This window comes from Bombella saccharophila, from assembly GCF_026385475.1.
GTDB lineage: Bacteria > Pseudomonadota > Alphaproteobacteria > Acetobacterales > Acetobacteraceae > Bombella > Bombella saccharophila.
Genome location: NZ_JANIDW010000001.1, coordinates 423,630 through 448,589, shown reverse-complemented (window position 1 = coordinate 448,589; position 24,960 = coordinate 423,630). Strand labels below are relative to the sequence as shown.

Genomic DNA, 24,960 nt, shown 5'->3' with positions numbered 1-24,960 from the left:
AATCCGCCACTATGACCCTTCTATCTCACAATGAAGCCGAAAAACGCGGCGTCGCTTGGCCTGTTTGCTTTGCGGCAAGCTCTTTCTGCCGTGCATCAAACACCGCTGCCACATGCCGGAGGAAAGGCTTGCCCTTTTCTGTCAGGCTAAGGTGATTCCCTTGCCAGTGAATCAACCCATCTTCCTCAAAAGAGCGTAACGCCTCTAGCTCCGCAGCAAAAGCCTGACTTAGAGCCTGCCCTTCTGGAATATAAGGGGTAAGGTCCACAGCAGAGAGGCACATGATGGTCTCAATCACCCTCCCCCGCCAACGATCATCTTGTGTGCGAAAGACACCGCGGGCGATGGGCAAGCCGTCTTGCTCCTTCAAAGCACGGCCATAAGCGGCTGTGGAGGGGATATTCTGATAATATCCCTCTGGCGTCATGGAGATAGACGAGGCCCCCATCCCCAGCAAAACAGGTGAGGAATCAATCGTATAGCCTTGGAAGTTCCGATGCAGTGTCCCGGCCTCATAAGCGCGCGCCATTGCATCATCTGGATGGGCGTAATGGTCTAGCCCAATGGGCTTATAGCCCGCCTCTACCAAGACGTGATCAATCATCGCCGCTTGCTCAACCCTCTCCTCCGTACCGGGTAAGGCCTCCTGAGGGATGAGTTGCTGGCGTTTCTGCTTCCACGGGACATGAGCATAACCAAAAACAGCTAATCTATCTGGTCGCATGGCCACAATGCGTTGGGCGGTGTCCTTCACACTCTCCACCGTTTGATAAGGCAGACCATAGATGAGGTCGATATTCACCCCATGCACCCCGGCAGCATGGGCTTGCTGCACACAGGCGAGAGTTTGCTCATAAGATTGTACGCGCCCGCATGTCTCTTGTACGCGTGGGTTAAGGTCCTGCACTCCAAAGCTGATGCGATTAAACCCCAACTCCGCCAAGAGTGGCAACATCCCCTCTGGAACATGACGCGGGTCCATCTCCATAGCCAACTCTGCATCTGGAGCTATCTGGAACGCCCTACGCACAGCGGCCATGACCTCCCGCAAAACATCCTGCGGTAAGGTTGTCGGCGTCCCTCCCCCAAAATGAAGATGCCGTACAAGGCGGCCTTGCCCTATCAGGGCGATAACGCGGCGCATCTCCTCTAGCAATAACGCCCCATATGCCTTGCGTCCCTCCTCCTGCCGCATCACAGCCGTATTACAGGCACAAAAGCGGCATAGCTCATCACAAAAAGGGACATGAAAATAAAGCGAGACCGATTGCTCAGCCGGCAAAGCCTTTAGCCAGCTTGCCACATCTTGCGGGCCAATAGCATCAGTGAAGCTAACAGCGGTTGGGTAGCTGGTATAACGCGGCAGATTGCCCGCATAACGCGCTATTAAATCAGATGAGATTTTTGCAGCCATATCGTGCCATGCTCCAACCTTGAAGAAGGGAGCCCTCCCTTACAGCGGCATACGCTGATACGCAAATCTGAAGCGTATGTTAAGCGAACTTGTGCATCATTTAAGCTAAGATAACTGGCTGGGAGACCTGGATTCGAACCAGGGCTGACCGGGTCAGAGCCGGTAGTTCTACCGCTAAACTATCTCCCAAGGCGGTGTATGCAGTCGGGTTTCTAACGTCATTCATTTTCAGGCGCAAGAGGGCAGGCACGTTTTTCCCCCCCCTCATCTATCCCATCAGCCCGAACGCCTCTGGGCTATGCTCGCCAAAAAGGCCCCGCCTATCAATAATAGCCCGACCAGCCCCGTTATCCATTCTGGCACAGAGACCAACACGCCACATAGCATCAAAAGAGACAGAATAAGGATGGTATAAAACGCCCCATGCTCTACATAAACATACTCTGCCAAAGCGTTCGTTTTCAGCATGGAGAGGGTCATAGACCGTACAAACATGGCCCCCACACCAAGGCCAAGGGCGATTGTGATAGGGTCTGTCGTAATAGCAAACGCCGAAATGACACCATCAAAGGAGAAGCTCGCATCAATAAACTCTAGGTAGAGGAAGCTAAGCAAGCCGCCCTTCATCATAAGGGGGGCCGCACCGGGCTCACCAATCAACCAGACGAGACCTTCTTTGCCCAATATATAGGCAACAATCCCCCCACAGCCCCAAAAGAGAAAGGCTAACGGGTCATGCCCGGGGCCCATCAAACGGCTTACCCCCATCAGCACCGCTAATGTCACCCCCACAGGCAAGGCGGGGACCCCACCAAGCCGTGCTACTGGCTTTTCCACCCATGTAACCCAATGATGGGTTTTATCATCATCTAAAAAGTAATTCAGCGCGATGAGGAGGAGGAATGCCCCACCAAAAGAGGCAATCATATCCCGCGCACCGAGCATGATATGGGCATAACGCTGCGGCTCCATCACCGCCAAACGCGCCGCTTGCCACGGGGAAAGCCCTGCGACAATAGCCACAAGCAGAATGGGGAAAAGAAACCGCATCCCTAAAACTGAAATCGGCATCCCCCAACTCATATAACGGCGTTGCCATTGTGGAGACATGGTTTTGAGAATACCGTAATCGACAATCGCATTATCCATGGATTCAGCAGTTTCCATCAGGGCTAGAATCGCTACAGCCTCTACCCCCATAAGCACCCCGGTAAGGCTCGCTGTCTGCCAATATCCTAAGCCTGCCCCTATACATAAGGCGAAGGCTGCAACCATAAAGGCGGCGTAAAATTGTCTCACAAAATGCCCTTATCTTCTCTAGTGCAACGGCTAACACAATGTCTCTGCCAGCCCCTTACAAGCAAAAAGCCTCTTACAGCAACAAAAAGACGAAGCGGCCTTTGCAGATATGGAGGAAGGGCTTATCTTCTCGCATTATGAGCCCAAAAGATACGCCTCCTTCATCCCGCCGCCCTGCTAAAGAGCGAGCCGCAAAACGTGTTCCCGGCAAGCCCTTGCGTCACTCACGCACACCCGGCACGCGCGACCCCGCCGATGATGCCTCTGCCTCCCAAACCTTACGGACGCAGACCGTCAAACTACGCAAAGCCCGTGGGCGCACCCCTGCCCAGCAACGCTGGCTCAATCGCCAATTAAATGACCCCTACGTCAGTGCGGCACGCCAACAAGGCTGGCGGTCCCGCGCGGCCTTCAAATTGCTGGAGATGGATGACCGCTTCCACTTTATCAAACCCGGTAGCCGCGTGGTGGACCTGGGTGCCGCACCGGGGGGCTGGGCGCAGATTGCCGTTAAGCGCGGGGCGGCTAAGGTCATTGGGGTGGACTTACTACCAGTGGACCCCGTACCGGGGGCCGACATCATCGAAGGGGATTTTATGGAAGCCGACATGCCAGAGCGGCTCCAAAACATGCTTGGCGGGCGTGCAGACCTTGTGATGTCCGATATGGCACCTAACACCACAGGCCATGCTGCAACTGATCATATCCGCATTATGGCCTTAGCTGAAAATGCTCTCGACTTCGCCTTAAAAATCCTCGCTAAGGACGGCGCCTTTATTGCAAAAGTCTTCCAAGGGGGGTCAGAAAAAGAGATGCTAGACCTGATGAAGCGCAACTTCGCCGTTGTAAAGCACGTCAAACCGCCTGCCTCCCGTAAGGAATCGAGCGAGCTTTACGTCATCGCCACTGGCTTCCGTGATGAACTCTGATTTCCTTGATTATCCCGCTCCCTTCCAAGAGATGTTTCAAGCCGCATCACTCTGGTGCGCTTTCTCCAGCAATTTACCCAGAGAAGCGAGGATTTTCCGCGCCATGTTAATGCGTACGGCGTTTGTCATCTCCCGCACCATCGCAAGCTTATGGTCCGGGCGTATCTTCACCCCGGCTTTCTCATTCCGCGCAGCCCAGCGGATTAACCCATCTGGATTAGCAAACTTATTCTTGCGGAACTGAAGCACCATGCCTTTAGGGCCAGCCTCCAGCCGCTCCACCCCGGTATCGCGGCAGAGTTTTTTAATCATCACAACATCAAGCAGATTTTCTACCTCTTGGGGCAGCGGGCCGAAGCGATCCACCAGCTCTACCCGCATCGCATCCACATCAGCTTCGTCCTTCAAAGCGGCGATGCGGCGATATAGACCAAGCCGAACAGGCAGGTCTTTTACATAATCCTCCGGCAAGAGGACAGCCAAACCGAGAATGATGTTCGGTGTCCAGCCTATATCCTCCTCATCGCTCTCATCACGCATCCGCCGCAAATCCGTCACCGCATCTTGCAGCATCTGTTGATACAGCTCGATCCCCACCTCCCGAATATGGCCTGATTGCTCATCGCCTAAGAGGTTCCCCGCCCCGCGTAAATCGAGGTCATGCGAGGCGAGCGTAAAGCCTGCCCCCAAGGAATCCAACGTCTGCATAATCTCTAAGCGTTTGATGGAAGAGGAGGATAATACATGCGTTTGTGGCCATGTCAGATAGGCATAACCACGCTGTTTGGCCCGCCCTACACGACCACGAAGCTGATAAAGCTGGCCAAGGCCAAACATATCCGCCCGGTGAATGATAATCGTATTAACACGCGGCATATCCAAGCCGCTTTCCACAATATTGGTGGAGAGCAGAATATCGTACTTCCCCTCCGAAAACTCCGTCATCACCGTTTCTAGCTCGGTGGGGGTGAGGCGGCCATGCGCCTCGGTAATGCGGGCATCTGGCACAATCTCTTTAAGCCGCTCTGCCATATGCCGCATATCCGATAAACGCGGCACAACGCAGAAAATCTGCCCCCCGCGGAAGCGTTCTCGCTGAATGGCTTCATGAATCATCACTTTATCAAAAGGCGTGATGAAGGTACGGACCGAGAGCCGGTCTGTCGGCGGGGTGGCAATCAGGCTCATCTCCCGCACACCAGAGAGCGATAGCTGAAGCGTGCGGGGAAGCGGGGTTGCGGAGAGGGTCAGCACATGGACATCCTCGCGCATGGCTTTCAACTTCTCTTTATGCGCCACGCCGAAATGCTGTTCCTCATCAATAATCAGCATCCCTAGCCGCTCAAAAGACACTGCTTTGGAGAGGAGCGCATGAGTCCCGATGACAATATCCACCGTGCCATCAGCCAACCCATCGCGCACTTTTGTGGCTTCTTTTGCGCTCACCATGCGTGAGAGCTGCTCTACCCGCACAGGTAGCCCTTCAAAACGCTGTTTAAAGCCAAGATAATGCTGCCGTGCGAGCAAGGTTGTGGGCACCACGACAGCCACTTGCATACCAGAAAGAGCTGCGACAAACGCCGCGCGTAAGGCGACTTCTGTCTTACCAAAGCCGACATCCCCACAAACGAGGCGGTCCATCGGCTTGCCGCTACTTAAATCCTCCAACACATCGGCAATCGCGCGCGATTGGTCCTCCGTCTCCATAAAAGGAAAGCGCGCGCAGAACTCATCCCACAACCCCTCTGCGGGAGCCATGATGGGGGCCTCCTTCATCGCCCGTGCCGCTGCGGTGCGAATCAGCTCCCCGGCCATTTCGCGCAGGCGTGTCTTCATCTTCGCCTTACGCGCCTGCCATGATGTCCCACCTAGCCTATCAAGCTGCACCGTCCCTTGCTCGGAGCCAAACCGGCTAAGCAAGTCGATATTCTCCACAGGCAGAAGCAAGCGTTGCTCCCCATCATAAAGGATGGAGAGATAATCATGCGCTACACGCCCTTCGCGCACGGTCTCTAGCCCAACATAACGCCCAATGCCGTATTCCTCATGGACGACAAGGTCACCCTCGGCAATTTCGCCAATTTGGGTGATAAAATCTTGACCCTTTCGCCGCCGCCTTGGTGGGCGGGCTAACCTCTCTCCTAATAAATCTTGCTCGGAGACAAAGGCGACCCTTCCCCCCGTAAAGCCACGCTCTAGCCCCAGAACAACCAGCCCAACCGCCCCACGCGCCATAGCTGCGGCCTCGGGCCAGCCTTCAAAGCTCTCACACGCAATATCATGATCGCGTAAGAGGGTCGCAATCCGCTCCCGCGAGCCATTGCTCCATGCCGTTAGGTAAGTGCGCCGCCCCTCTTTCGCCCATGCTTGCACATGGGTTGCAAATTGCTGAAAAATCCCTTCTCGCCCCGCGCCGCCCATGCTGGCAAAAACAGGCCCCGGCTTATAGCCCGCCTCTATCCCCTCAGCTCCATCAGGGCGCGCAAAGGGTGATAATAGGACGGCGGGATGGCCCTTCAACATCCCTTCCCACCCATGGCGATTGAGATATAAACGATGCGGCGGTAGGGGCCGGTAAGGCAGCTCCCCCTCATGCCCCGCCGCGCAACGCGCTTGGTAATGGTCGGCAATCATCTCCAACCGGGCGATAAGAATCTCTGGCGTCTCACGCTCAAAACTCACCGCGGCATCTGGCAGATAATCCAACAAAGTTTCCATATGATGGCCATCACCATCATGAAAAAGCGGTAGATAATGCTCTGCCCCGCTGGCCCGGCGTCCCTCCAATAATTGCCGGTACAGCACATCCTCCATCGCACCGCTGCCAAACACATCCCGCCATCCTGTCTGAAAACGGCTTAGGCTGGCTTTATCCAATGCATATTCCGACACGGGCGTAAGGCTGAACCCCTCCCGCGCCTCTGTCGAACGCTGGGTTGCAGCATCAAAATTACGGATATTATCAACCTCATCTCCGAAGAAATCGAGCCGCACAGGCTCCCCCGCATCAGCGGGATAGAGGTCGAAGATGCTCCCGCGCATAGCAAATTCGCCGCGCTCCATCACGGTATCAACACGGCTATAGCCATTCCCCACCAGCTGCTCAGCAAGGTGATTAGCCTCCACCATATCACCACGTTTGATGTGGAGTGTCTGGCCCGCAAAAGCGGCACGCGGCGGTACACGTTGAATCATCGCATGGATTGTCGTCAGCACAATCCGGCCTGTGGGCGGTGCGGGCTCCAATAAATGGCTTAAGGTTGCTGTACGCTCTGCAACGATGGACGGATTAGGCGAGATACGATCATAAGGTAGGCAATCCCACGCAGGAAAGCGCAGCACCATTACCTCTGGCACAAGCCAACTCAGCATATCAGCCAGGGACGCTAAAGCGGCATCATCATGAGCGACATGCACAATCGTCCCTTGATGCTCTGACAAACGCTGACGCAGCAAAAACGCCACCGCGCCATCTGGCACACCCCAGATAGTCGGACCAAAAGACGCCATGGCAGAATCTTCAGCGTGCATCAAAGCAGGCTCCCCTCATGAGATAAGAGTATTTTTATTATCTGATGGTTTTGCTACCCTATAACGCTCCCTCGGCCCTCTGTCAGCACAAAAGCCGTTTACACGCTATGCCCCTTGCCCCTCCCTCTTTGCGGATTACCCCGCTTTTGGCCCCGCTGACGAGCTTGCCGGGACTCACAGCACGCCATGCCACATTATTAAGCAAAATTAGCGGCGGCAAACGGGTGATTGACCTGCTCTTTACCCTGCCAGAAAAGCTCATTGACCGCCGAAAAATAATGACCCTTGCCGAAGGACGCGCCCTCCCAACGGGAGACGTACTCACAAGCCATGTCCGCGTCTTAGACATTCGCCGTCCTGCACGGCCTTCTCAACCAACTATCCTCACCGCCCATGATGAAACGGGCATGTTGGAGATTACCTTCTTCCAAAAAGGACGACTATTCCTCCCCCCTGAAGGCACGGAGATTCTCGTCTCTGGTAAAGTAGGACATTATCATGACCGCCTCACACTCTCCCGGCCAGACCATATCATCGCGTGGGAGAAGAGAGATAACTTCCCGTGGTTAGAGCCTGTCTGGCCCTTAACGGCTGGATTATTCCCCTCCACCGTGCGCCGTGCCATGAAGGCCGCTTTGGCCCTCATCCCCGATGACCTCCCCGAATGGTTAGATGCCCCCCTCCTGCCAAAACATCGCTGGCCGTCCTTCAAAACAGCATTAGAAACTTTACATCTGCCCGAAAGCCTCTCCCAACAAGGGGACCCCACCCCCCTTTTAGAGCGCGCACGCGCACGCCTTGCCGCTGATGAAGTCCTCGCTGACCAGCTTTGCTTAGGGATGGCCCGCCAACAAGCGCAGGCGCGCGAGGGGCGTGCCCTTATTGGAGATGGCACACTCCGCCAACAGCTTTTGGAACGTTTTGGCCATCGCCCCACCGCAGCCCAAAGCCGTGTCATGGATGAAATTGCCGCTGATATGAGCCAACCCACCCTGATGATGCGCCTTTTACAAGGTGATGTAGGGGCAGGGAAAACCCTTGTCGCGATGATGGCCATGCTCCATGCTGTAGAGGCCGGCACGCAAGCGGCCTTCATGGCCCCGACCGAAATCCTCGCTCAGCAACATGCCAGCACTTTTGAAGCCCTCTGCCCTGTGCCCTTTGTCTTTTTAAGTGGCTCCATCAAAGGGCGTGCCCGGCGGATTGCCCTAGCCAAACTAGCCGATGGTCATGCTAAAATCGCCATCGGCACGCATGCACTCTTTCAAGATGGTGTCATCTTTGCTGACCTCGGGCTTGCTGTCATTGATGAACAGCATCGTTTTGGGGTGGAGCAGCGTATGAAGCTCGCCACAAAAGGCCCTGCAACTGATGTGCTGGTCATGACAGCCACCCCCATCCCCCGTACACTTCAACTCACAGAATGGGGCGAGATGGGCGTTAGCCGGCTGGATAGCAAACCCGCCGGACGCCAACCCATCCATACGACTGTTCATAATATGGGCTTATTGGATAATATTCTCGCAGGGATAAAGCGCGCCTTAGAGCAAGGAAAACAAATCTTTTGGGTCTGCCCTCTTATTGAGGAGAGTGAAAGCCAAAGTGCCGCCGCAGCGGAGGAACGCTGGGCCTCACTCACCAAACGATTCGGCCCCATCATCGGCCTTGCCCACGGCAAACAGGATATTGAGACACGCCAAAAGGCCCTCACCGCCTTTGAGCAAGGCAAAACACGCCTCCTTGTTGCCACAACGGTGATTGAAGTCGGCGTTGATATCCCCAATGCAACGATTATGGTCATCGAGCAAGCTGAGCGTTTCGGCCTTGCCCAGCTTCATCAACTCCGTGGCCGGGTGGGGCGTGGGGCACAACAATCTTACTGCCTCCTCCTCCATAGTGAGGAGAGCAGCTTCACCGCGAAAAAACGCCTCTCCCTCTTACGCGATACTGAGGATGGCTTCCTCATCGCTGATGAGGATTTCCGCATCCGTGGTGGGGGCGACCTTGCAGGCAGCCGCCAATCTGGCTTACCGGGCTTTCGCCTTGCCGACCCCACACGCCTTGCTTTGCTCCTCACCGCTATGCGCCATGATAGCCAGCGTGAGCTAACGCGTAACCCCACCTTACAAGGCCCACGCGGAGCCGCTTTGCAAGACCTCCTCCACCTGTTTGACCGCGCAACTCCCGGACGTTTATTGGCAGCTGGTTAACGCACATTACGATAAATCAGTTTTATTTATAGAATACTGAATGATAACCATGCTTCATTATAAAATCTGCCTTATCTTCCTTTTAAACAAGCGCGTTCATCAAAACACACAAAATAAAGAAATTGAAAAATCTTCACGGTTTTTTCTTTTTCGTATGGCGTAAGTGAAAAAACATGCTACCGTCACATATGGAACGCACAAAAGCGGCTCCATTTTAAGACCCCTGAGGGCAGCAGAACACTGCTCCCTCCCTGATGACCCCCCAGTACGGGACGAGACCCTTGAGAAATAATAGATCCGACCGCAGCTCCTTTTCCTCTCGCCGCGGCGGCTTTGACCGCGATTTTATGACCCAGCCCTCTTATTTTGACGATCGTGGCAGTTACGATGCGCCGCGTGGTGGCTTTGGTGGTGGCCCCCGCCGTAGTGGCGGTGGCGGCCGTGGTGGCCCGCAAATCACCCCCACAGGCCCCGAAATCACCGGGACAGTTAAATGGTTCAACTCCGAGCGTGGCTTCGGTTTTGTTGGGCTAAGCGATGGTAGCGGGGATGTTTTCCTCCACGCGAATACGCTAAATACTGTTGGCCATGGCGAGCCTGCACCGGGCACAACTGTTGTTGTACGCGTTGGCCAAGGCCCTAAAGGCCGCCAAGTCGCCGAGGTTCTCTCTGTTGATGCCAGCACTGCAACAGAGGAAGCCCCCCGCCACTCCGCACCGCCTATGCGGCAAGAGCGCGAGCGTTTCCACCCTGCACCAGATCTCTCCCAAGCTGAAGAAATGCGTGGGATTGTAAAATGGTACAACACCACCAAGGGCTTTGGCTTCATCACACCAGAAGCTGGGGGTAAGGATGTATTTGTCCACGCTTCTGCTTTGGAGCGGTCCGGCCTGCGTAGCTTAGCTGATGGTCAAGCTGTTGGGATGCATGTTGTCCAAGGCCATAAAGGCCCTGAGGCTGTACAGCTCTCCGCTGAATAAGCAAAGGAAAAGGGAGGTTGTGCCTTTACAACCTCTCCCACCTTATAAAAAACCCCACGGCCTGCATGCTGTGGGGTTTTTTATATCAATATTCACCACGTCCTTTATTACGCAGCAGGCGCGCTTTATCGCGCTGCCAGTCTCTATCAGCAATCGCGTGGCGTTTATCTTCTTTCTTCCGCCCTTTCCCAAGGCCAAGCGTTACTTTAGCCACACCGCGCGCGTTAAAATGAATATCTAACGGCACAAGAGACGCCCCAGCCTTTGTGACCTCCCCAATATATTTGGCTAATTGCTTACGGTGCAGCAGAAGCTTCCGTGGTGCCCGTGTATCAAAGCGGGACAACACTCCGCCCTGATATTCTGGAATATAGGAGTTAATAAGCCAAAGCTCGCCCTCGCGCTCAACCGCATAAGATTCGGACAATGTAGCCCGCCCCATCCGCAAGCTTTTTACCTCTGGCCCTTTTAGCACCAGTCCGGCTTCCACAGTCTCTATGATGGAGTAATTAAAACGGGCTTTACGATTCTGCGCGGCAATACCGTGCGAAATCAGCCCGCCTTTTGTCTTTTTCTTACTCGCTGCCATATCCGCGTCTTAACCCAACAACCCAAGCGAACGTAAAGCGTCATCAACCCGCTTCTTCGTCTCATCACGCGGCTCAACCATCGGCAAACGCAAAGTCGGAGTGCAAAGGCCTAAACGAGACAGCGCGTATTTTGCCGGGGCAGGGCTTGTCTCAGCAAAAAGAGCATCATGCAACGGCATAAGCTTATCTTGCAGCGCAATCGCCTCTTGCACCTTCCCTTCCTGCCAAAGCCGATGAAGCTGCGCACAAAGCTCCGGCACTACGTTAGAGGTCACACTAATGCAGCCATGCCCACCTGCCGCAAGGAAGGATAAAATCGTCCCATCCTCACCAGAAAGCTGATTAAACGCTGCCCCTGCAACACGCCGCACCGCAATCGGGCGTGTGAGATTCGCCGTGGCATCCTTCGTCCCCACAATATTAGGATGCTGAGCAAGGCGACCTACAGTCTCTGGCGTTAAATCCACAACCGAACGACCGGGGATGCAATAAAGCCAAAGCGGCAAGGGAGTCGCATCTGCCACCGTCATAAAATGCCGATAAAGCCCTTCTTGCGTTGGTTTATTGTAATAAGGCACGACAACCAACAACGCATCTGCCCCTACTTTATGGGCATGACGGGCCATCCCCACAGCCTCATGCGTACTGTTGGAGCCTGCACCAGCCATCACCAAGGCGCGCCCATTAGTCACCTCGACACAATGTTCGATAACCCGGCCATGTTCAGCGTGGGATAATGTGGGGCTCTCCCCCGTTGTGCCTGATGGGATCAGCCCCGTGGTCCCCCCCTCAATCTGCCGCTCAATCAAACGAGCAGCCGTTTGCTCATCAAGCGTGCCATCCGCCTTCATCGGGGTGATAAGGGCGGTCAAAGAACCGCGATAGTGCTGATTAATCGTCTGCGCCATAATGATACTCTCCGCCCTCATCTCTCAATCATCACAACAAATAATGCCGCCATTATAAGCATCCTCCCCTCTGGGAGGAAGGTCACATCTCATCACGGAAGGGACTCCGTGGGTAACTCCCCAAAATATGATGGCCCTCGCTTACCTTTGCCAACGCGGTGAGGGCATGGTGCACCTTTGGCTCCTCCACCGCACCTTCTATATCCATCAAAAAACGAGACGCCTCAAAAGAGCCCCCCAGCATATAGCTCTCAATCCGCGTCATGTTGACTCCATAACGTGCAAAACACGCTAAGACATCACATAAAGCCCCCGGCACATGCCGAATATGGACAAGCAATGTCGTCATCATCGGTTGCCCAGCCATAGCATCTGTAACAGAATCTGGCAGGGCAACACGGTAAAAGCGCGTTGTATTATGGGCAGCATCCTCAACATTGCGTTGCAGAATATTCAACCCATTCAGCTCCCCCGCTAGGGAGGACGCAATGGCTGCATCTTCCTTCCGCCCCCAGCCAGCTACAAGCTCCGCCGCGCCTGCTGTATCAAACTCCGTCACAGGCTCCAACGCATAATAAGCAAGCAAGCCGCGTACCTGTGCCATCGCTACAGGGTGGGTATGAACACGCTTTATATCCTCAAGCCGTGCCCCCGGTACGGCTAATAGGCAATGCTCCACGCGCTGAAAATGTTCCCCAACAATTTTTAACCCCGCCTCTGGCAAGAGCGCATGAATCTCCGCCACACGCCCAGCAAGAGAGTTCTCACATGGTAAAAGCCCCTCATCTGCTTGCCCATCCCGCACGGCCTCAATCGTCTCGGCAAAGCTGCGGCATGGTAGGGTAACCCAGCCCGGCCGGGTTGCACGGCATGCAAGGTCGGAATACGCACCCGGTCGGCCCTGAAATGCAATTACCGGCATGATGCTCTCTCCCCCAGATGCGCCCTGACCCGCGCTAAATCCTCGGCTGTATCCACACCTAACGGAGCATGAGCCACCTGCACACAGCCGACCGCCATGCCAGCCTCTAAAGCGCGTAATTGCTCCAAACGTTCGCGTTTTTCTAACAAGGAAGGCGACAATCTCACAAATTGCGCTAAAGCCTTACGCCGCCATGCATACACCCCTACATGATGCCATAAAGGCCCACCCCCCCACGGAATCACAGAGCGCGAAAAATATAAGGCCCGCGCTACAGCATCATCATGCTGAAACGCACAGGCTACCTTCACAACCGACTCGGCTTTAGCTTCAGCCTCGCTCTGCACAGGGGCCACTAAGGTGCCAATTGCAAACTGCTCATCCTCTAAAGGGCGCAATGATTTTGCAATCATCTGGGGGTCTATCAAAGGGAGGTCCCCTTGGAGATTAACGACAGAATCGTAATGTTCGTGAGGGTCATAAACAGCCAACGCCGCTTGCACACGGTCCGAGCCACTGGGTAAAGCGGGATCTGTTAAAACCACCTCCACACCGGGAAGATGGGAGACAGCCGCGCTAATCTCATCATCGCCCGCAGCGACTAAAACCGGCCCCAACCCAGCCGCCACAGCACGCCGGGCGACATGAACAATCATCACCTCGCCATCAATTAAAGCCAAAGCCTTGCGTGGAAGCCGCGTAGAGGCAATTCTGGAGGGGATGACAATAATCGCTCGCATGAGTCCTTGATTGCCGCGCTCCCTGCGTCTCGTCAATTACTCCGTAAGAATAAAGGCATATCCGCCCTATGTCCCACCCCGCTTTTTCTGACTATCTTCCCCTCGCCCAACAATGCGCCGAGGCCGCGCGGCGGGTCATTCTTCCCTATTTTCGGCAGTCACTCGCTATTCATGCCAAAGAGGATGACAGTCCCGTTACCAAAGCTGACCAAGAGGCTGAGGCTGCTATGCGGGCCCTCCTCACCCAGCATGTGCCCCATCATGCCATCTTAGGAGAGGAAGCGGGACACTCTGGCCAGATAGATAATGAATGGCTCTGGGTCTTAGACCCTATAGACGGCACACGCGCCTTTGTGACAGGCCGCCCCAGCTTTACGAGTTTAATCTCCCTCTTTTACAAAGGCCGCCCTGTTTTAGGGCTCATCGACCAACCAATAACCAATGAACGCTGGATAGGGGTTGAAGGCGCACCCAGCCGTTATGACGCCCCTCACATGCCCGGCCATATCGGCACATGTCAGCACGTCCCCCTCCATGAGGCTGAACTCTCCTGCACCGCACCAGAAATCTTCCGCCCTGCGCAATATCAATGCTTCCAAAAACTCCAAAAACAAACGCGCCGGACCTCATGGGGTGGTGATGCTTACGCTTACGGGCTGCTCTGTTTAGGTCATATCGACATCATCGCAGAAGATACACTCAAACCGTGGGATTGGGGGCCTCTTTTGCCCATCATCACGGGGGCCGGTGGCTGCGTAACAGATTGGGCAGGCAATGCTTTAACACTAGAAAGTGATGGCACTATCCTCGCTTGTGCCAACCCAACCCTCCATCAGGAGGCGATAGAAGCCCTTTCCTCTTAACGCGCTGTCCGTTACAGATAAAGAACGATTCCTTTCGTGCCGCGCTCATGTTGGCACCCGCCTTTATGATGAGGTTACCCGCTATGACCCTCTCCCTCGCTAAAGACCGTATTAAAATCCTTCTGTTGGAAGGGATTCATGACAGTGCGGTTAATTACCTAGAGCAACAAGGCTATGCCTCTGTTACCCGCTTAAAAGGGGCTTTGGAGGGTGATGCCCTTAAAGAGGCTCTTGATGGCGTCCATATGGTCGGCATCCGCAGTCGTACACGCCTTACAGCCGAGATTATCCATTCTGCTAACCGCCTGATGGCGATTGGCTGCTTCTGCATTGGGACCAATCAGGTGGACCTTAATGCCGCGCGCATGGCCGGTATTCCTGTCTTTAACGCACCTTTTAGCAATACGCGCTCCGTTGCGGAGCTGGTCATGGGCGAGATTGTGATGCTCCTCCGCCGCATCCCCTCCCGCTCGGAAGCCTGCCATCAAGGTGGATGGGAGAAATCCGCCGCCAATGCATGGGAAGTACGCGGCAAGACAGTCGGCATTGTTGGCTATGGCTCCATCGGCTCTCAGCTTTCTGTTTTAGCGGAATCCTTCGGCCTGCGCGTACTTTATTACGATATTGCCCCGCGCTTGCCCCATGGGAACGCCATCGCCGTTGCCTCATTGGAGGAATTGCTAAGCCAGTCCGATATTGTCACCCTGCATGTTCCTGAAACACCGGAGACAAAGGACATGATTGGCGAGGCAGAAATCCGTGCGATGAAGCCTAACTCCATCCTCCTCAATAATGCCCGTGGTACGGTTGTGGACCTTGAGGCCCTCGCCCGCGCGCTCAAAGATAAGCATTTGATGGGGGCTGCGATTGATGTTTTCCCTGTCGAGCCAAAAAGCAGCCAAGAGCGTTTTACCACTCCGCTGCAAGGGCTAGAGAATGTGTTGCTCACCCCTCATATTGGTGGCTCCACGATGGAAGCACAAGAGCGCATCGGTGTGGAAGTCGCCCAAAAGCTGGTGGAATATTCCGATGTTGGCTCAACCATCGGGGCGGTCAATTTCCCGCAAGTACAGCTTGGCGAACGCCCCGGTGGGATGCGCTTTATGCACGTCCATGCCAATCAGCCGGGTATTTTAGGGCAAATCAACGATATTTTTGCGAAGTCGGCCTGCAACCTCACAGCGCAGTTCCTCCAAACAGATGGCGAGCTTGGCTATGTCGTCACCGAGGCTGAGGCTCAGCCGGGGCAGGACATCCCCACATTGGAGAAAGCCCTGCTCGAGCAGCTTCGCGGTTTGAAAGGGACGTTACGGGCCCGCTCTATCCGCCCGCTCATGAGCGCGTAAAGGGGCCTCGCCTCTCTATCAGCCCCGCCCATCATGAATACGCCTATGATGGCGGGGTATCGTCCCACAAGCCCCTATATGACGGAATCCTAGCGTTATGGCGGTTACGCCTCCTTCCCTTGCCCGCATCCAAAGCTTCACTTTTATGGGGATTGATGCTTTGCCGGTCATGGTGGAGGTGCAAATCTCCAGCGGGTTACCGTCTTTCATCATCGTTGGTATGCCCGCCCGCGCTATTGCGGAATCACGCGAGCGTGTACGGGCTGCCCTCTCCGCTATGGGGCTTGCCCTCCCCCCTAAGCGCATCCTTGTTAATCTCACACCAGCAGACCTCCCCAAAGAGGGCGCGCATTTCGACCTCCCTATTGCGCTAGGCGTCCTTGTCGCGATGGGCGTCATCCCACCAGAGGCCACAGCCCCGCTCACCGCCTTAGGGGAAGTCGCCTTAGATGGCACGATAAACCCTGTTAGGGGCGTTCTTTGTGCGGCATTAGCGGCTGTCAGCCAGGAGCGTGGCTTAATCTGCCCGGCCTCTCAAGGGGCAGAAGCCCGTTGGGGCCATCCAGAGCTTAACATTATTGCTGCCCCGACCCTTAAGGCACTCATTGGCCATCTTCGCAAAGAACAACCCCTCCCGCCAGAGCCTCCACCCACGCCACAACCTCCCGATTACGGGCCGGACCTCAAAGATGTTAAGGGCATGATGCAAGCACGCCGTGTGTTGGAGATTGCCGCAGCGGGGCGTCATTCCCTGCTGATGTCTGGCCCGCCGGGCTCTGGCAAATCCATGCTAGCAAGCCGCCTACCGAGCATCCTGCCTGAGCTTACCCCTGCTGAAATGCTAGAGACGAGCCGCATCCATAGCATTAGCGGGCTATTACCGGCGGGTAGGCTCATCAACCGCCCGCCTTATCGCGCACCGCATCATAACACGACCCTCCCTGCCCTCGTTGGCGGCGGTCCTAAAGCTATGCCCGGCGATATTAGCCTCGCTCACAATGGCGTTCTTTTCCTTGATGAACTCCCCGAGTTCCCCCGTAATTGTCTGGAAGGTTTGCGCCAACCTGTTGAAACAGGGGAAGTAACCATCTCCCGCGCGGCACGGCATACGCAATATCCAGCGCGTTTCCAACTCATCGCGGCGATGAATCCCTGCCGGTGCGGCTATGTTCATGATGCCGAACGCGCTTGTAAAAAAGCCCCTCGTTGTGCGCAAGAATACACTGCCCGCATCTCCGGCCCGATGATGGACCGCATGGATTTATGCGTCCATATCCACTCCCTCTCCCCACTAGAGATCAGCCGCGCCCCTACGGGTGAGAGCAGTGCAGAAGTACGCGCGCGTGTCCAACAAGCTTATGACCGCCAAATCGCCCGGCAAGGGGCGTGTAATGCTGCTATGCCACCAGAAGGCTTCGCCTTTGAGGACGAAGCCCGTACCCTTGCCGAGCAAGCCGCCCTACGGATGAAACTCTCTCATCGTGGTATTACGCGCATGTTCCGCGTAGCCCGCACCATTGCAGATTTAGACGCAGCCACCACCGTACAAAAACAGCACGTGGCCGAGGCTCTCTCTTACCGTAATGCGCTTTAACACCCGCCATAAAAGCCTATTTTACCGCCAATCCTGCAAGGCCACGAGCAAGGTCGGCTTGAAGGTCCTCCACAGCCTCCAACCCCACCTGGATACGAAAGGCCGCCCCGCTGGGGAAGCCCTCTTCATGATGGCGCGTTAAACCGCCTGAGGTAGGTAGAACGAGGCTCTCATACCCGCCCCAACTAGCACCAATGCTGAACAATTTTAGCCCATCCAGCATGGCAATCATCGCCTCTTGCGTGATGCCCGCTGCTAATTCCACACCAAATAGCCCACTTGCATCTTGGAAATCCCTCTTCCAAAACGCATGACCAGGACAAGAAGGCAGAGCAGGATGACGCACACAAGCAACCTCTGGCCGGCTCTCCAACCATTGCGCTAACGCGTAGGCAGAGCGGGCTTGTTGTGCCAAACGCACGGCCATCGTTTTTAAACCGCGTAACGTCAGCCAGCACTCATCTGGTGCGCCACAGGCCCCAAGCTCAATCGCTGCACGGCGCAAGGCCCGCCAATCCTCTGGTTTTTGAACCGTAATCGCCCCCAAAATCACATCGGCATGACCTGCGGGGTATTTCGTCAAGGCTTGGATGGACACATCCACCCCATGGGTAAAAGGCTGAAACGCCCCAATCCCCCATGTATTATCCAGCAATAAGCGTGCCCCCACCCCATGTGCCATCCGCGCTAACAGGGGAATATCTTGGACCTCAAATGTATGGCTTCCGGGGCTTTCTGCAAAGATGACCGCTGTATGAGGCTTCATATAAGCCCGCAATTCAGCCTCGTTCGCACGCGGGGGATAAAAGCTGGTTTCCACCCCAAAGCGGGCCAAAAAATTAACCGCAAAACGCCGTGTCGGCCCATAAACCGAATCGGGTAATAAGAGATGATCCCCGCCCTTTAAAAAAGCGAGCAAGGCTACTGTGCAAGCAGCTAGGCCAGAATTAACAACCTGCGTATGCTGCCCGCCCTCTAGCGCAGCAATAACGCGCTCTAACTCATGCTGAACGGGGTTACCCATCGCCCCATAAACAAGCTCATGCTCATAAGCCCGTGCCCCTTGGGCCTCCATATCCGCCACAGTGGGGAACACTACAGTAGAGCCACGCTCGATAGGTGGATTCACAAAACTACCATCGCGCCCCGGCTTTTGCCGCCCTGCATGGGTTAAAAAGGTCGCTAATTTCTGCCAACCAGCCCCAATAATGCGCTCTGATGATTCAGATGATGGTGTCTTTTCCATACCCACCGGCACAGCTCCCTTGCTGGATTCATGCCATCTCTTATAGCGTGCCGCCTATATCTAAACTACCCAATGCGCTTCATACTGTCTTTTACACCCCAAATCAGTATAGAATGGTGGTTCCCATTGCTAGGATTCAGGCCATGTTCATGCAGGATTCGACAATACCCTCTACCTCCTATCTTCGGCTCGTTAGTTGGAATCTCTTCCATGAAGATGGAGCCACGCTAGAGGATATTCGCCTGCTACTGCGTACAACCAAGGCTGATATTTTACTGATGCAAGAATGTCGCCCTTTTACAAACCGCTTACCAGACCTCGTTGGTGGTCATTATAGCCGCCTCGCTTCCGAGGGGCGTGTGCATGGGACAGCTTGTTGGAGTCGCTTCCCCTTCCAAACCCCGCCCCGGCTGCACATGCTCCAACCGGGGCTAGTCGCTCATCGCTCGGCACAATTATTGGAGTTTGATATTGGCTTCGGCCCCTTTACAATCGCCAATGTGCATCTCTCCCACGGCCCCATCCTCAACCGCCGCCAGCTACGCCTTATCCGGCAAGAACTCTCAGAGCGCGCCATCATTATGGGGGATTTTAACCAAGTTGGGCCTGCTATGCTCCGTGGCTTTAAAGATGTCGGCCCGCGTGAACAAACACATCGGATGCTCGATAAAGTCCCCCTCCGACTGGATCGCTGCCTAACACGTGGCTTCTCAGCCCTAAGCCATCGCGCTTATCCCCGTTTTGGCTCGGACCACCGGCCTATTGCCGTCACCCTTTACCCTCATGATGAAGTGGAAACCTTTCTCCCCCTTAAAGGTAAGGGAGAAAGAGCCGACATACCCCATTACGCAACCTTGTCACCAACGGCCATACCTCAATATCCGACAAGGTAAGCCTGTCGTTACAATGGGCTAGGATGAAGCCCTCCAAATGAGCGGCGGTTGCCTCATCATGCAATGTTATGTTGCTCTCAAAATTGAGCCGCAATGACCGCCTATCCAAATTCGCGCTACCGACAAAGCTCCACATCGTATCGACTGTCATTAATTTGGAATGATTAAAGGGCGGCGCACCTAACCAAACACGACAACCAGCCTGTACCAACTGCCGCAAACATGCATCACGCGCATAATCGGTGATAGGATGATTACTTCTATGCGGCACAACAATATCAATCACCACACCACGCAGTGCGGCTAATTCTAACGCTGTTGCAAAACGATCATCGGGGATGAAATAAGGCGTCATGAAACAAACATGATACCGTGCCAAAATAATGGCTTGGAGGATGGTATATTCTATAAGCTCCACCTCCATATCCGGCCCAGATGTCACAACCCGTGCAGGAATATCCCCTGCTGCAACGGGGTCTGGGAAGTAACGCTCGCCGTCCAGCTCCTCCCGCGTTGTAAACGCCCAATCTTTAATAAAGACTTCTGATAACTGCTGTACAACGGGGCCTTCTAGGCGGAAATGTGTATCTGCCACCGGCATACGGCGGTGGGTAGCGTTATTGAGGCAATTTTCATCCCCAATATTTAGCCCGCCCATATAGCCAACACGGCCATCCACCACCAAAATCTTACGATGATCCCGCAAATTGACAAAAGGCATCCGCCACGGCCATAGCGAATGCATAAAACGCGCACAGCGTATATGACGTTGTCGCAACTGCTTGATAATGGGGCTATAGAGATAGCCACTGCCAATCCCATCCACCAACACACGCACCTCAACACCGCGCTGCTGCGCTGTGGCAAGGGCATCTACAAATTGGCGACCAATTTTATCATACCGAAAAATGTAAGAGCATAAGAGGATGGACCGCTCCGCCTGATGAATACTCTCCAACATATGCGGGTAGGCTTGGTCACCATTATGAAGACACTCAACCTGATTCCCCTTCAATAAGGGTAAGCCCGTCAAGCCATCCAACATCTTAATCAACGGATTCATGAAACTATCTTGAGCATCATGCGTCCATTTAGCGAGGAAGGCGGTTTCCTCCGGGCTAGTATATTCCCGCAATTTTTGCGCGCGCCGCCGCACCCGATTAATACCGAGGCATAAATATAGGATAGGCCCCATATAGGGCATAAACCAGCAAATGCCGATCCACCCTGTCGCAGCGGCCGTGTCCCGTTTTGTTAGCAACACATGCGCTGTAATACCGAGCGAGAACGCAATATGCAGCGCACCAAGCCAAAAAGAGACTGAAAAGAACGATGCCATATAGGGCCGCCCCCCTCTCTTAACGCCGTAACATCCATTGCGGTGCGACCCGGCCAGCACTCCCACGACGCCCCACAAGCGGTGATAAATCCTCTGGCGAGCGTGCCCGTTGGCCATCTTGCCATATCAGCCCTTCATCAAGGCAAAAGAGCCGGACTTGCTTTAAACTTGCCCCGGCAGCCAGTTTTTGCAAACTCACTCCCCCGCCTTTTGCCACTTCGGCCACTTGCTCCAATGGGAAAATCAGCGCGCGCTTATTGGTTGTCAGGCACAAAACATGGGTTCCCTCCGCTGGGAGGACATACTGCACCACAGCCCCATCGCGCAGATTAAAGACCTGCCGCCCTGTCCGCTTCTCAGCTGCGAGATTCCCGGCTGAAACCTGCATCCCGCGCCCATCACTGCTTGTCAGCATATAGCGGCTCTCATCATCACCTAATGCAAAGAGAGCCACCGGTTGGTCCTCTTGGGCAAGGTCTGCCAAAGTACGCACCGGCTGGCCAAAACCACGACCACGCGGCAGGTCTGCCACTTTTAACGTAAAAGCGCGGCCTCCTGCTGCCATCATGCACAGGCGGTCCGTACTCTGACATTCCACAGCATAAGCCAGCCCATCGCCTTCCTTAAAGCGATGATTCGCTACATCATGCCCATGCCCCTTTACCGCACGGATCCACCCTTCTTGCGAGAGTAGAACCGTCACAGGCTCCCGCTCCACCGCAAGGGCGGCGGACGTATCAATAGTTGCAGGGGCTTCCCCTATAATGGTGCGGCGAGCCCCATAAGCTCCCCCTTCAAAAAGAGCCTGCATTTTTTGGAGGTCTTTACCGATCCGGCTCCAACGGCGTTTTTCAGAGCCTAAAAGGGCCTCCAACGTGGCTTGTTCCTTCCCAAGGCCATCCCACTCTTTACGTATCTCCATTTCTTCCAAACGCCGCAGAGACCGCAAACGCATATTCAACACATAATCGGCTTGCAATTCACTGAGGGAGAACGCCTTCATCAAAGCGGGTTTTGGCTCATCTTCCTCCCGAATGAGTCGGATAACCTCATCTAGATTTAAATAGACCTTTAAAAACCCTTCTAAAATCTCCAGCCGCTTCAATACCGCATCCAAACGGTGCTGCGTCCGGCGGATTAAAACCTCATGAACATGCTCTAACCATGCCTGCAATACCGCTTTTAGCGACAAAACCCCGGGGATCTTCCCTTGGCTCAGCACATTCATATTCAAGCTAAAACGGCTCTCCAACATCGTATGTTTAAAGAGCGTCTCCATCAGCACTTCTGGGGCACAATTACGGGTTTTGGGCTCCAAAACCAATCTTATATCCGTTGTGCTTTCATCCCGCACATCTGCCAGAAGGGGCAGCTTACGCTCCTCCATCTTCTTGGCGATATCTTCGATCAACTTACCCTTTTGCACTTGATAGGGGATTTCCGAGACGATGATGCTCCATGCCCCAGCGCGGCCTTTCTCTACAACCCAACGCGCCCGGATGCGGAGACTCCCCCGGCCTGTCTCATACGCTTGGATGAGCGTCTCCCGGTCCTCCACCAATAGCCCTCCCGTGGGGAAGTCCGGCCCTTGGACAAGCTCTAAAAGCTCCGCGATGGTACAATCTGGTTTTTCAATTAATAAACGTGCGGCTTGGTAAAGTTCCGCCGCGTTATGAGGGGGGATGCTTGTGGCCATCCCCACAGCAATCCCCGCCGCCCCATTAGCCAACAAATTGGGGAACAACCCCGGCAAGACAACAGGCTCTTGGTCCTCATTATCGTAAGTCGGGCGGAAATCGACCGCATTATCGCCAATACCTTCCAGCATGATGCGCGCGGTTTCTGTCATTCGGCTTTCTGTATAACGCATGGCTGCTGCACCATCGCCATCAATCGAGCCGAAATTGCCTTGCCCTTCCACCAAGGGATAACGCACAGCAAAATCCTGCGCTAGGCGGACTAACGCATCATAAACGGAGGCATCACCATGGGGGTGGAACTTACCAATCACATCCCCCACCACGCGGGCGCATTTCTTAAAGCCAGAGCTTGGGTCTAGCTTGAGCTGCTGCATCGCATAGAGCAAACGCCGATGCACGGGCTTAAGACCATCGCGCACATCCGGCAGGGAACGCGATGTGATAGTGGACATCGCATAGGCCAGATAACGCTCGCTCAACGCTTCTGCCAGCCGTGTATCTTCAATATGCCCGGCGTGGTCCCCCGTCATAAATTCTCCTGCTCGTTCTCATTCGCTATGATGGCACCCTAGGTTAGACACGCTCTTTGCCCTCATGTCCAGTGCTGCTAGCGGCAACAGCCCGCTGTAAAGCGGTCATTAATCTCTCCCGCGCGGCAGGGAGTGGGCGGTGATGCGTCGCAAAAACGGCCCGTTGCAGAAAATAACCGCTCAGCTGGGCTCCTTCTAGCCAATCTGCTGCGCGGCCTTCGGCCTCCTCGTCATATAAAAAGGACGGCAGAGGGAGAAGTCGATCCTTCCACTCCCCTGCACCCTCCTCACTCACAGCGCGCCCCGTACGGGGGGAGACATAAGCAAGCCCCTCACTCGCCCCCGTAACCGCGCAGCGATCCAGCGTTAAGCCATAGCCGAGCTCTTGCAGCAAAAGCAGCTCCCACCGCAAATAGAGCGCAACAGGCGGTTGAGCTGGGGAGACACTTAAAGCCCCTAAAAAATGCGTCAGAGAGGAAAAGAGAATCTCATGCGGCTCACGTTCTGCAAGGGCCTCGCTACAAAGGCTACACGCACTGCTCAGCAAGGTTAGAGCGAGGGGATAATCCAACAGAAAAGACGCGCTGGGCCTAACAAGCTCTGCCGTCAAATAGCCTAGCTGCTCTGGCAGGCGGGCTTTCCAGCGGGCCATGATAAGGCTGCCCTCTTGCCACAAACCCGTTTGCCGGCGAGAGCGTCCCCCATGCACCAACGCATGATACATACCACGCTTTTGCGTCAATATCGTAGCACGTAAGCTGCTCTCACCATGGAGGGACAACCGCAAAATAATCGCTGGCTCTTCCCACTCCATACGTCCCTCCCTTTTAGGGCCGTAACATGAAAAAAGCCCCCGCTATAGTAACGGAGGCCTTTTTCTCATCATAAACCCCTAATAAGGTTTATTTCTTTTGGCCAGAAGCCGCAGCGACCTCAGCCGCGAAGTCTGTCTCAGCCTTCTCGATGCCTTCACCGAGTTTAAAGCGCGTAAAGCCGACCAGCTTTGCCCCAGCCTTTTTGACAACTTCCTTCACGCGGCTCTCACCGTCATGCACCCAGACTTGCTCCAGAAGAACCACTTCCTCATAGAACTTACGGATGCGCCCATCGACCATCTTCTCAATGATAGCTTCTGGCTTGCCAGAGTTACGGGCTTGCTCCTCCAGCACCTTACGCTCATGCGCCACAGCAGCAGCATCCACACTATCAATATCCAGAGCGGTCGGGCTGGTGGCTGCAACATGCATACCAATCTGACGACCCAATGTGAGCAGAGCCTCACTCTCGGAAGGAGCCTCAATCGCAGCCAACACACCGATGCGGCCAACACCCGGACGCAGCGCACCATGAACATAGCTCGCCACAACGCCAGAAGGAACGCTCAGCACGCTCACGCGGCGGAGGGTCATATTCTCGCCGATTGTTGCGACAAGATGGGTCAGCTCATCAGCCACTGTACGACCAGACGGCATTTTAGCGGCCTTAACAGCCTCTAAATCATCACCGACCTTCAGCGCAACTTTGGCGATATCTTCCACAGCCTGCTGGAAGGCATCATTACGCGCAACGAAGTCCGTCTCCGCGTTCACCTCAACCAGAGCAGCCTTTTTGCCCTCAACCGCTACAGCAACGAGACCCTCAGCCGCCACACGGCCGGATTTCTTTGCGGCTTGGGAGAGGCCCTTCTTCCGCAACCAGTCAATCGCGGCTTGCATGTCGCCCTTAGCTTCGGTCAGGGCTTTTTTACAATCCATCATGCCGGCACTTGTTGCATCGCGCAGCTCGCGCACCATTGCTGCTGTAATCTCTGCCATAGTCTCTAACCTCTAATAACAAGCGGCACAGCCACGGGGACCCCACGGCTGTGCGGCTCTCTATACGCACATAGGCAGCGTAGCATCCCACATAGGGCTAGATACTACGCTT

General features: G+C 54.8%; 19 protein-coding genes and 1 tRNA gene. 7 read left to right on the top strand and 13 right to left on the bottom strand.

All coding sequences use genetic code 11. From position 1 onward, the window contains the following. Window positions 1-25: 25 nt before the first annotated feature. The 3 genes from hemN to NQF64_RS01975 form a co-directional block, all read right to left on the bottom strand. Window positions 26-1,414, bottom strand: coding sequence for an oxygen-independent coproporphyrinogen III oxidase (hemN, locus tag NQF64_RS01985; RefSeq protein ID WP_266106298.1), 1,389 nt, complete (start codon window positions 1,412-1,414; stop codon window positions 26-28). Window positions 1,415-1,529: 115 nt separating this feature from the next. Continuing rightward, window positions 1,530-1,603 (bottom strand) — tRNA-Gln (locus NQF64_RS01980). 87 nt (window positions 1,604-1,690) lie between these two features. Next, entirely contained in the window at window positions 1,691-2,713 is a 1,023-nt protein-coding gene (locus NQF64_RS01975; RefSeq protein WP_266106297.1) for a DUF475 domain-containing protein, read from the bottom strand. 137 nt (window positions 2,714-2,850) lie between these two features. Here NQF64_RS01975 and NQF64_RS01970 point away from each other — a divergent pair, with 137 nt between their 5' ends. Beyond that, entirely contained in the window at window positions 2,851-3,642 is a 792-nt protein-coding gene (locus tag NQF64_RS01970; RefSeq protein WP_099026004.1) for an RlmE family RNA methyltransferase, read from the top strand. A 36-nt stretch (window positions 3,643-3,678) separates the two neighbouring features. On the opposite strand, the gene mfd is transcribed toward NQF64_RS01970, so the two are convergent. Beyond that, window positions 3,679-7,173, bottom strand: coding sequence for a transcription-repair coupling factor (mfd, locus tag NQF64_RS01965; RefSeq protein ID WP_266106580.1), 3,495 nt, complete (start codon window positions 7,171-7,173; stop codon window positions 3,679-3,681). A gap of 107 nt (window positions 7,174-7,280) precedes the next feature. Here mfd and recG point away from each other — a divergent pair, with 107 nt between their 5' ends. Together recG and NQF64_RS08980 are read left to right on the top strand one after the other, a co-directional pair. Continuing rightward, on the top strand, window positions 7,281-9,383 hold the full coding sequence (gene recG, locus NQF64_RS01960; RefSeq protein ID WP_266106296.1) for an ATP-dependent DNA helicase RecG: 2,103 nt from the start codon (window positions 7,281-7,283) through the stop codon (window positions 9,381-9,383). Window positions 9,384-9,664: 281 nt separating this feature from the next. After that, window positions 9,665-10,363 (top strand): cold-shock protein, encoded by a 699-nt coding sequence (locus NQF64_RS08980; RefSeq protein ID WP_323670696.1) that lies wholly within the window; start codon window positions 9,665-9,667, stop codon window positions 10,361-10,363. Between the two features lie 85 nt (window positions 10,364-10,448). On the opposite strand, the gene smpB is transcribed toward NQF64_RS08980, so the two are convergent. The 4 genes from smpB to NQF64_RS01930 form a co-directional block, all read right to left on the bottom strand. Further along, a complete protein-coding gene (gene smpB, locus NQF64_RS01945; RefSeq protein WP_099026006.1) occupies window positions 10,449-10,952 on the bottom strand; it encodes an SsrA-binding protein SmpB in 504 nt (167 codons plus the stop codon). Between the two features lie 9 nt (window positions 10,953-10,961). After that, window positions 10,962-11,861: a 4-hydroxy-tetrahydrodipicolinate synthase gene (dapA, locus tag NQF64_RS01940; protein ID WP_099026007.1), complete on the bottom strand. Its 900-nt coding sequence runs from the start codon at window positions 11,859-11,861 to the stop codon at window positions 10,962-10,964. An 82-nt stretch (window positions 11,862-11,943) separates the two neighbouring features. Then, the gene (locus NQF64_RS01935) at window positions 11,944-12,783 is read right to left on the bottom strand and encodes a prephenate dehydratase (protein WP_266106295.1); all 840 of its coding nucleotides are present in this window, start codon (window positions 12,781-12,783) and stop codon (window positions 11,944-11,946) included. Then, window positions 12,774-13,523, bottom strand: coding sequence for a 3-deoxy-manno-octulosonate cytidylyltransferase (locus NQF64_RS01930; RefSeq protein ID WP_266106294.1), 750 nt, complete (start codon window positions 13,521-13,523; stop codon window positions 12,774-12,776). Before NQF64_RS01930 ends, NQF64_RS01935 begins: the two co-directional genes overlap by 10 nt. Before the next feature lie 68 nt (window positions 13,524-13,591). Between NQF64_RS01930 and NQF64_RS01925 the strand changes: the two genes are divergently transcribed. The 3 genes from NQF64_RS01925 (at window position 13,592) to NQF64_RS01915 (ending at window position 17,326) form a co-directional block, all read left to right on the top strand. Further along, window positions 13,592-14,386 carry an inositol monophosphatase family protein gene (locus NQF64_RS01925; RefSeq protein ID WP_099026010.1) on the top strand — a complete coding sequence of 265 codons (795 nt, stop codon included), beginning with the start codon at window positions 13,592-13,594 and terminating at the stop codon, window positions 14,384-14,386. Between the two features lie 83 nt (window positions 14,387-14,469). After that, entirely contained in the window at window positions 14,470-15,732 is a 1,263-nt protein-coding gene (gene serA, locus NQF64_RS01920; RefSeq protein WP_155573507.1) for a phosphoglycerate dehydrogenase, read from the top strand. A gap of 97 nt (window positions 15,733-15,829) precedes the next feature. Next, a complete protein-coding gene (locus tag NQF64_RS01915; RefSeq protein WP_266106293.1) occupies window positions 15,830-17,326 on the top strand; it encodes a YifB family Mg chelatase-like AAA ATPase in 1,497 nt (498 codons plus the stop codon). Window positions 17,327-17,342: 16 nt separating this feature from the next. On the opposite strand, the gene metC is transcribed toward NQF64_RS01915, so the two are convergent. Next, window positions 17,343-18,572 (bottom strand): cystathionine beta-lyase, encoded by a 1,230-nt coding sequence (metC, locus tag NQF64_RS01910; protein ID WP_266106292.1) that lies wholly within the window; start codon window positions 18,570-18,572, stop codon window positions 17,343-17,345. A gap of 149 nt (window positions 18,573-18,721) precedes the next feature. Between metC and NQF64_RS01905 the strand changes: the two genes are divergently transcribed. Then, window positions 18,722-19,465 (top strand): endonuclease/exonuclease/phosphatase family protein, encoded by a 744-nt coding sequence (locus tag NQF64_RS01905; RefSeq protein ID WP_155573506.1) that lies wholly within the window; start codon window positions 18,722-18,724, stop codon window positions 19,463-19,465. Here the strand turns inward: NQF64_RS01905 and cls are convergent. The 4 genes from cls to tsf all read right to left on the bottom strand — a co-directional run bounded on the left by cls (window position 19,383) and on the right by tsf (window position 24,848). Continuing rightward, entirely contained in the window at window positions 19,383-20,804 is a 1,422-nt protein-coding gene (gene cls / locus NQF64_RS01900; RefSeq protein WP_266106291.1) for a cardiolipin synthase, read from the bottom strand. The genes NQF64_RS01905 and cls overlap by 83 nt on opposite strands. Before the next feature lie 19 nt (window positions 20,805-20,823). Beyond that, complete coding sequence (gene parC, locus NQF64_RS01895) at window positions 20,824-23,034, bottom strand: DNA topoisomerase IV subunit A (RefSeq protein ID WP_266106290.1); 2,211 nt, start codon at window positions 23,032-23,034, stop codon at window positions 20,824-20,826. 43 nt (window positions 23,035-23,077) lie between these two features. Continuing rightward, complete coding sequence (gene recO, locus NQF64_RS01890) at window positions 23,078-23,848, bottom strand: DNA repair protein RecO (RefSeq protein ID WP_266106289.1); 771 nt, start codon at window positions 23,846-23,848, stop codon at window positions 23,078-23,080. Window positions 23,849-23,936: 88 nt separating this feature from the next. Continuing rightward, window positions 23,937-24,848, bottom strand: a complete 912-nt coding sequence (tsf, locus tag NQF64_RS01885) for a translation elongation factor Ts (RefSeq protein WP_099026017.1) — start codon at window positions 24,846-24,848, stop codon at window positions 23,937-23,939. Between the last annotated feature and the right edge of the window lie 112 nt (window positions 24,849-24,960).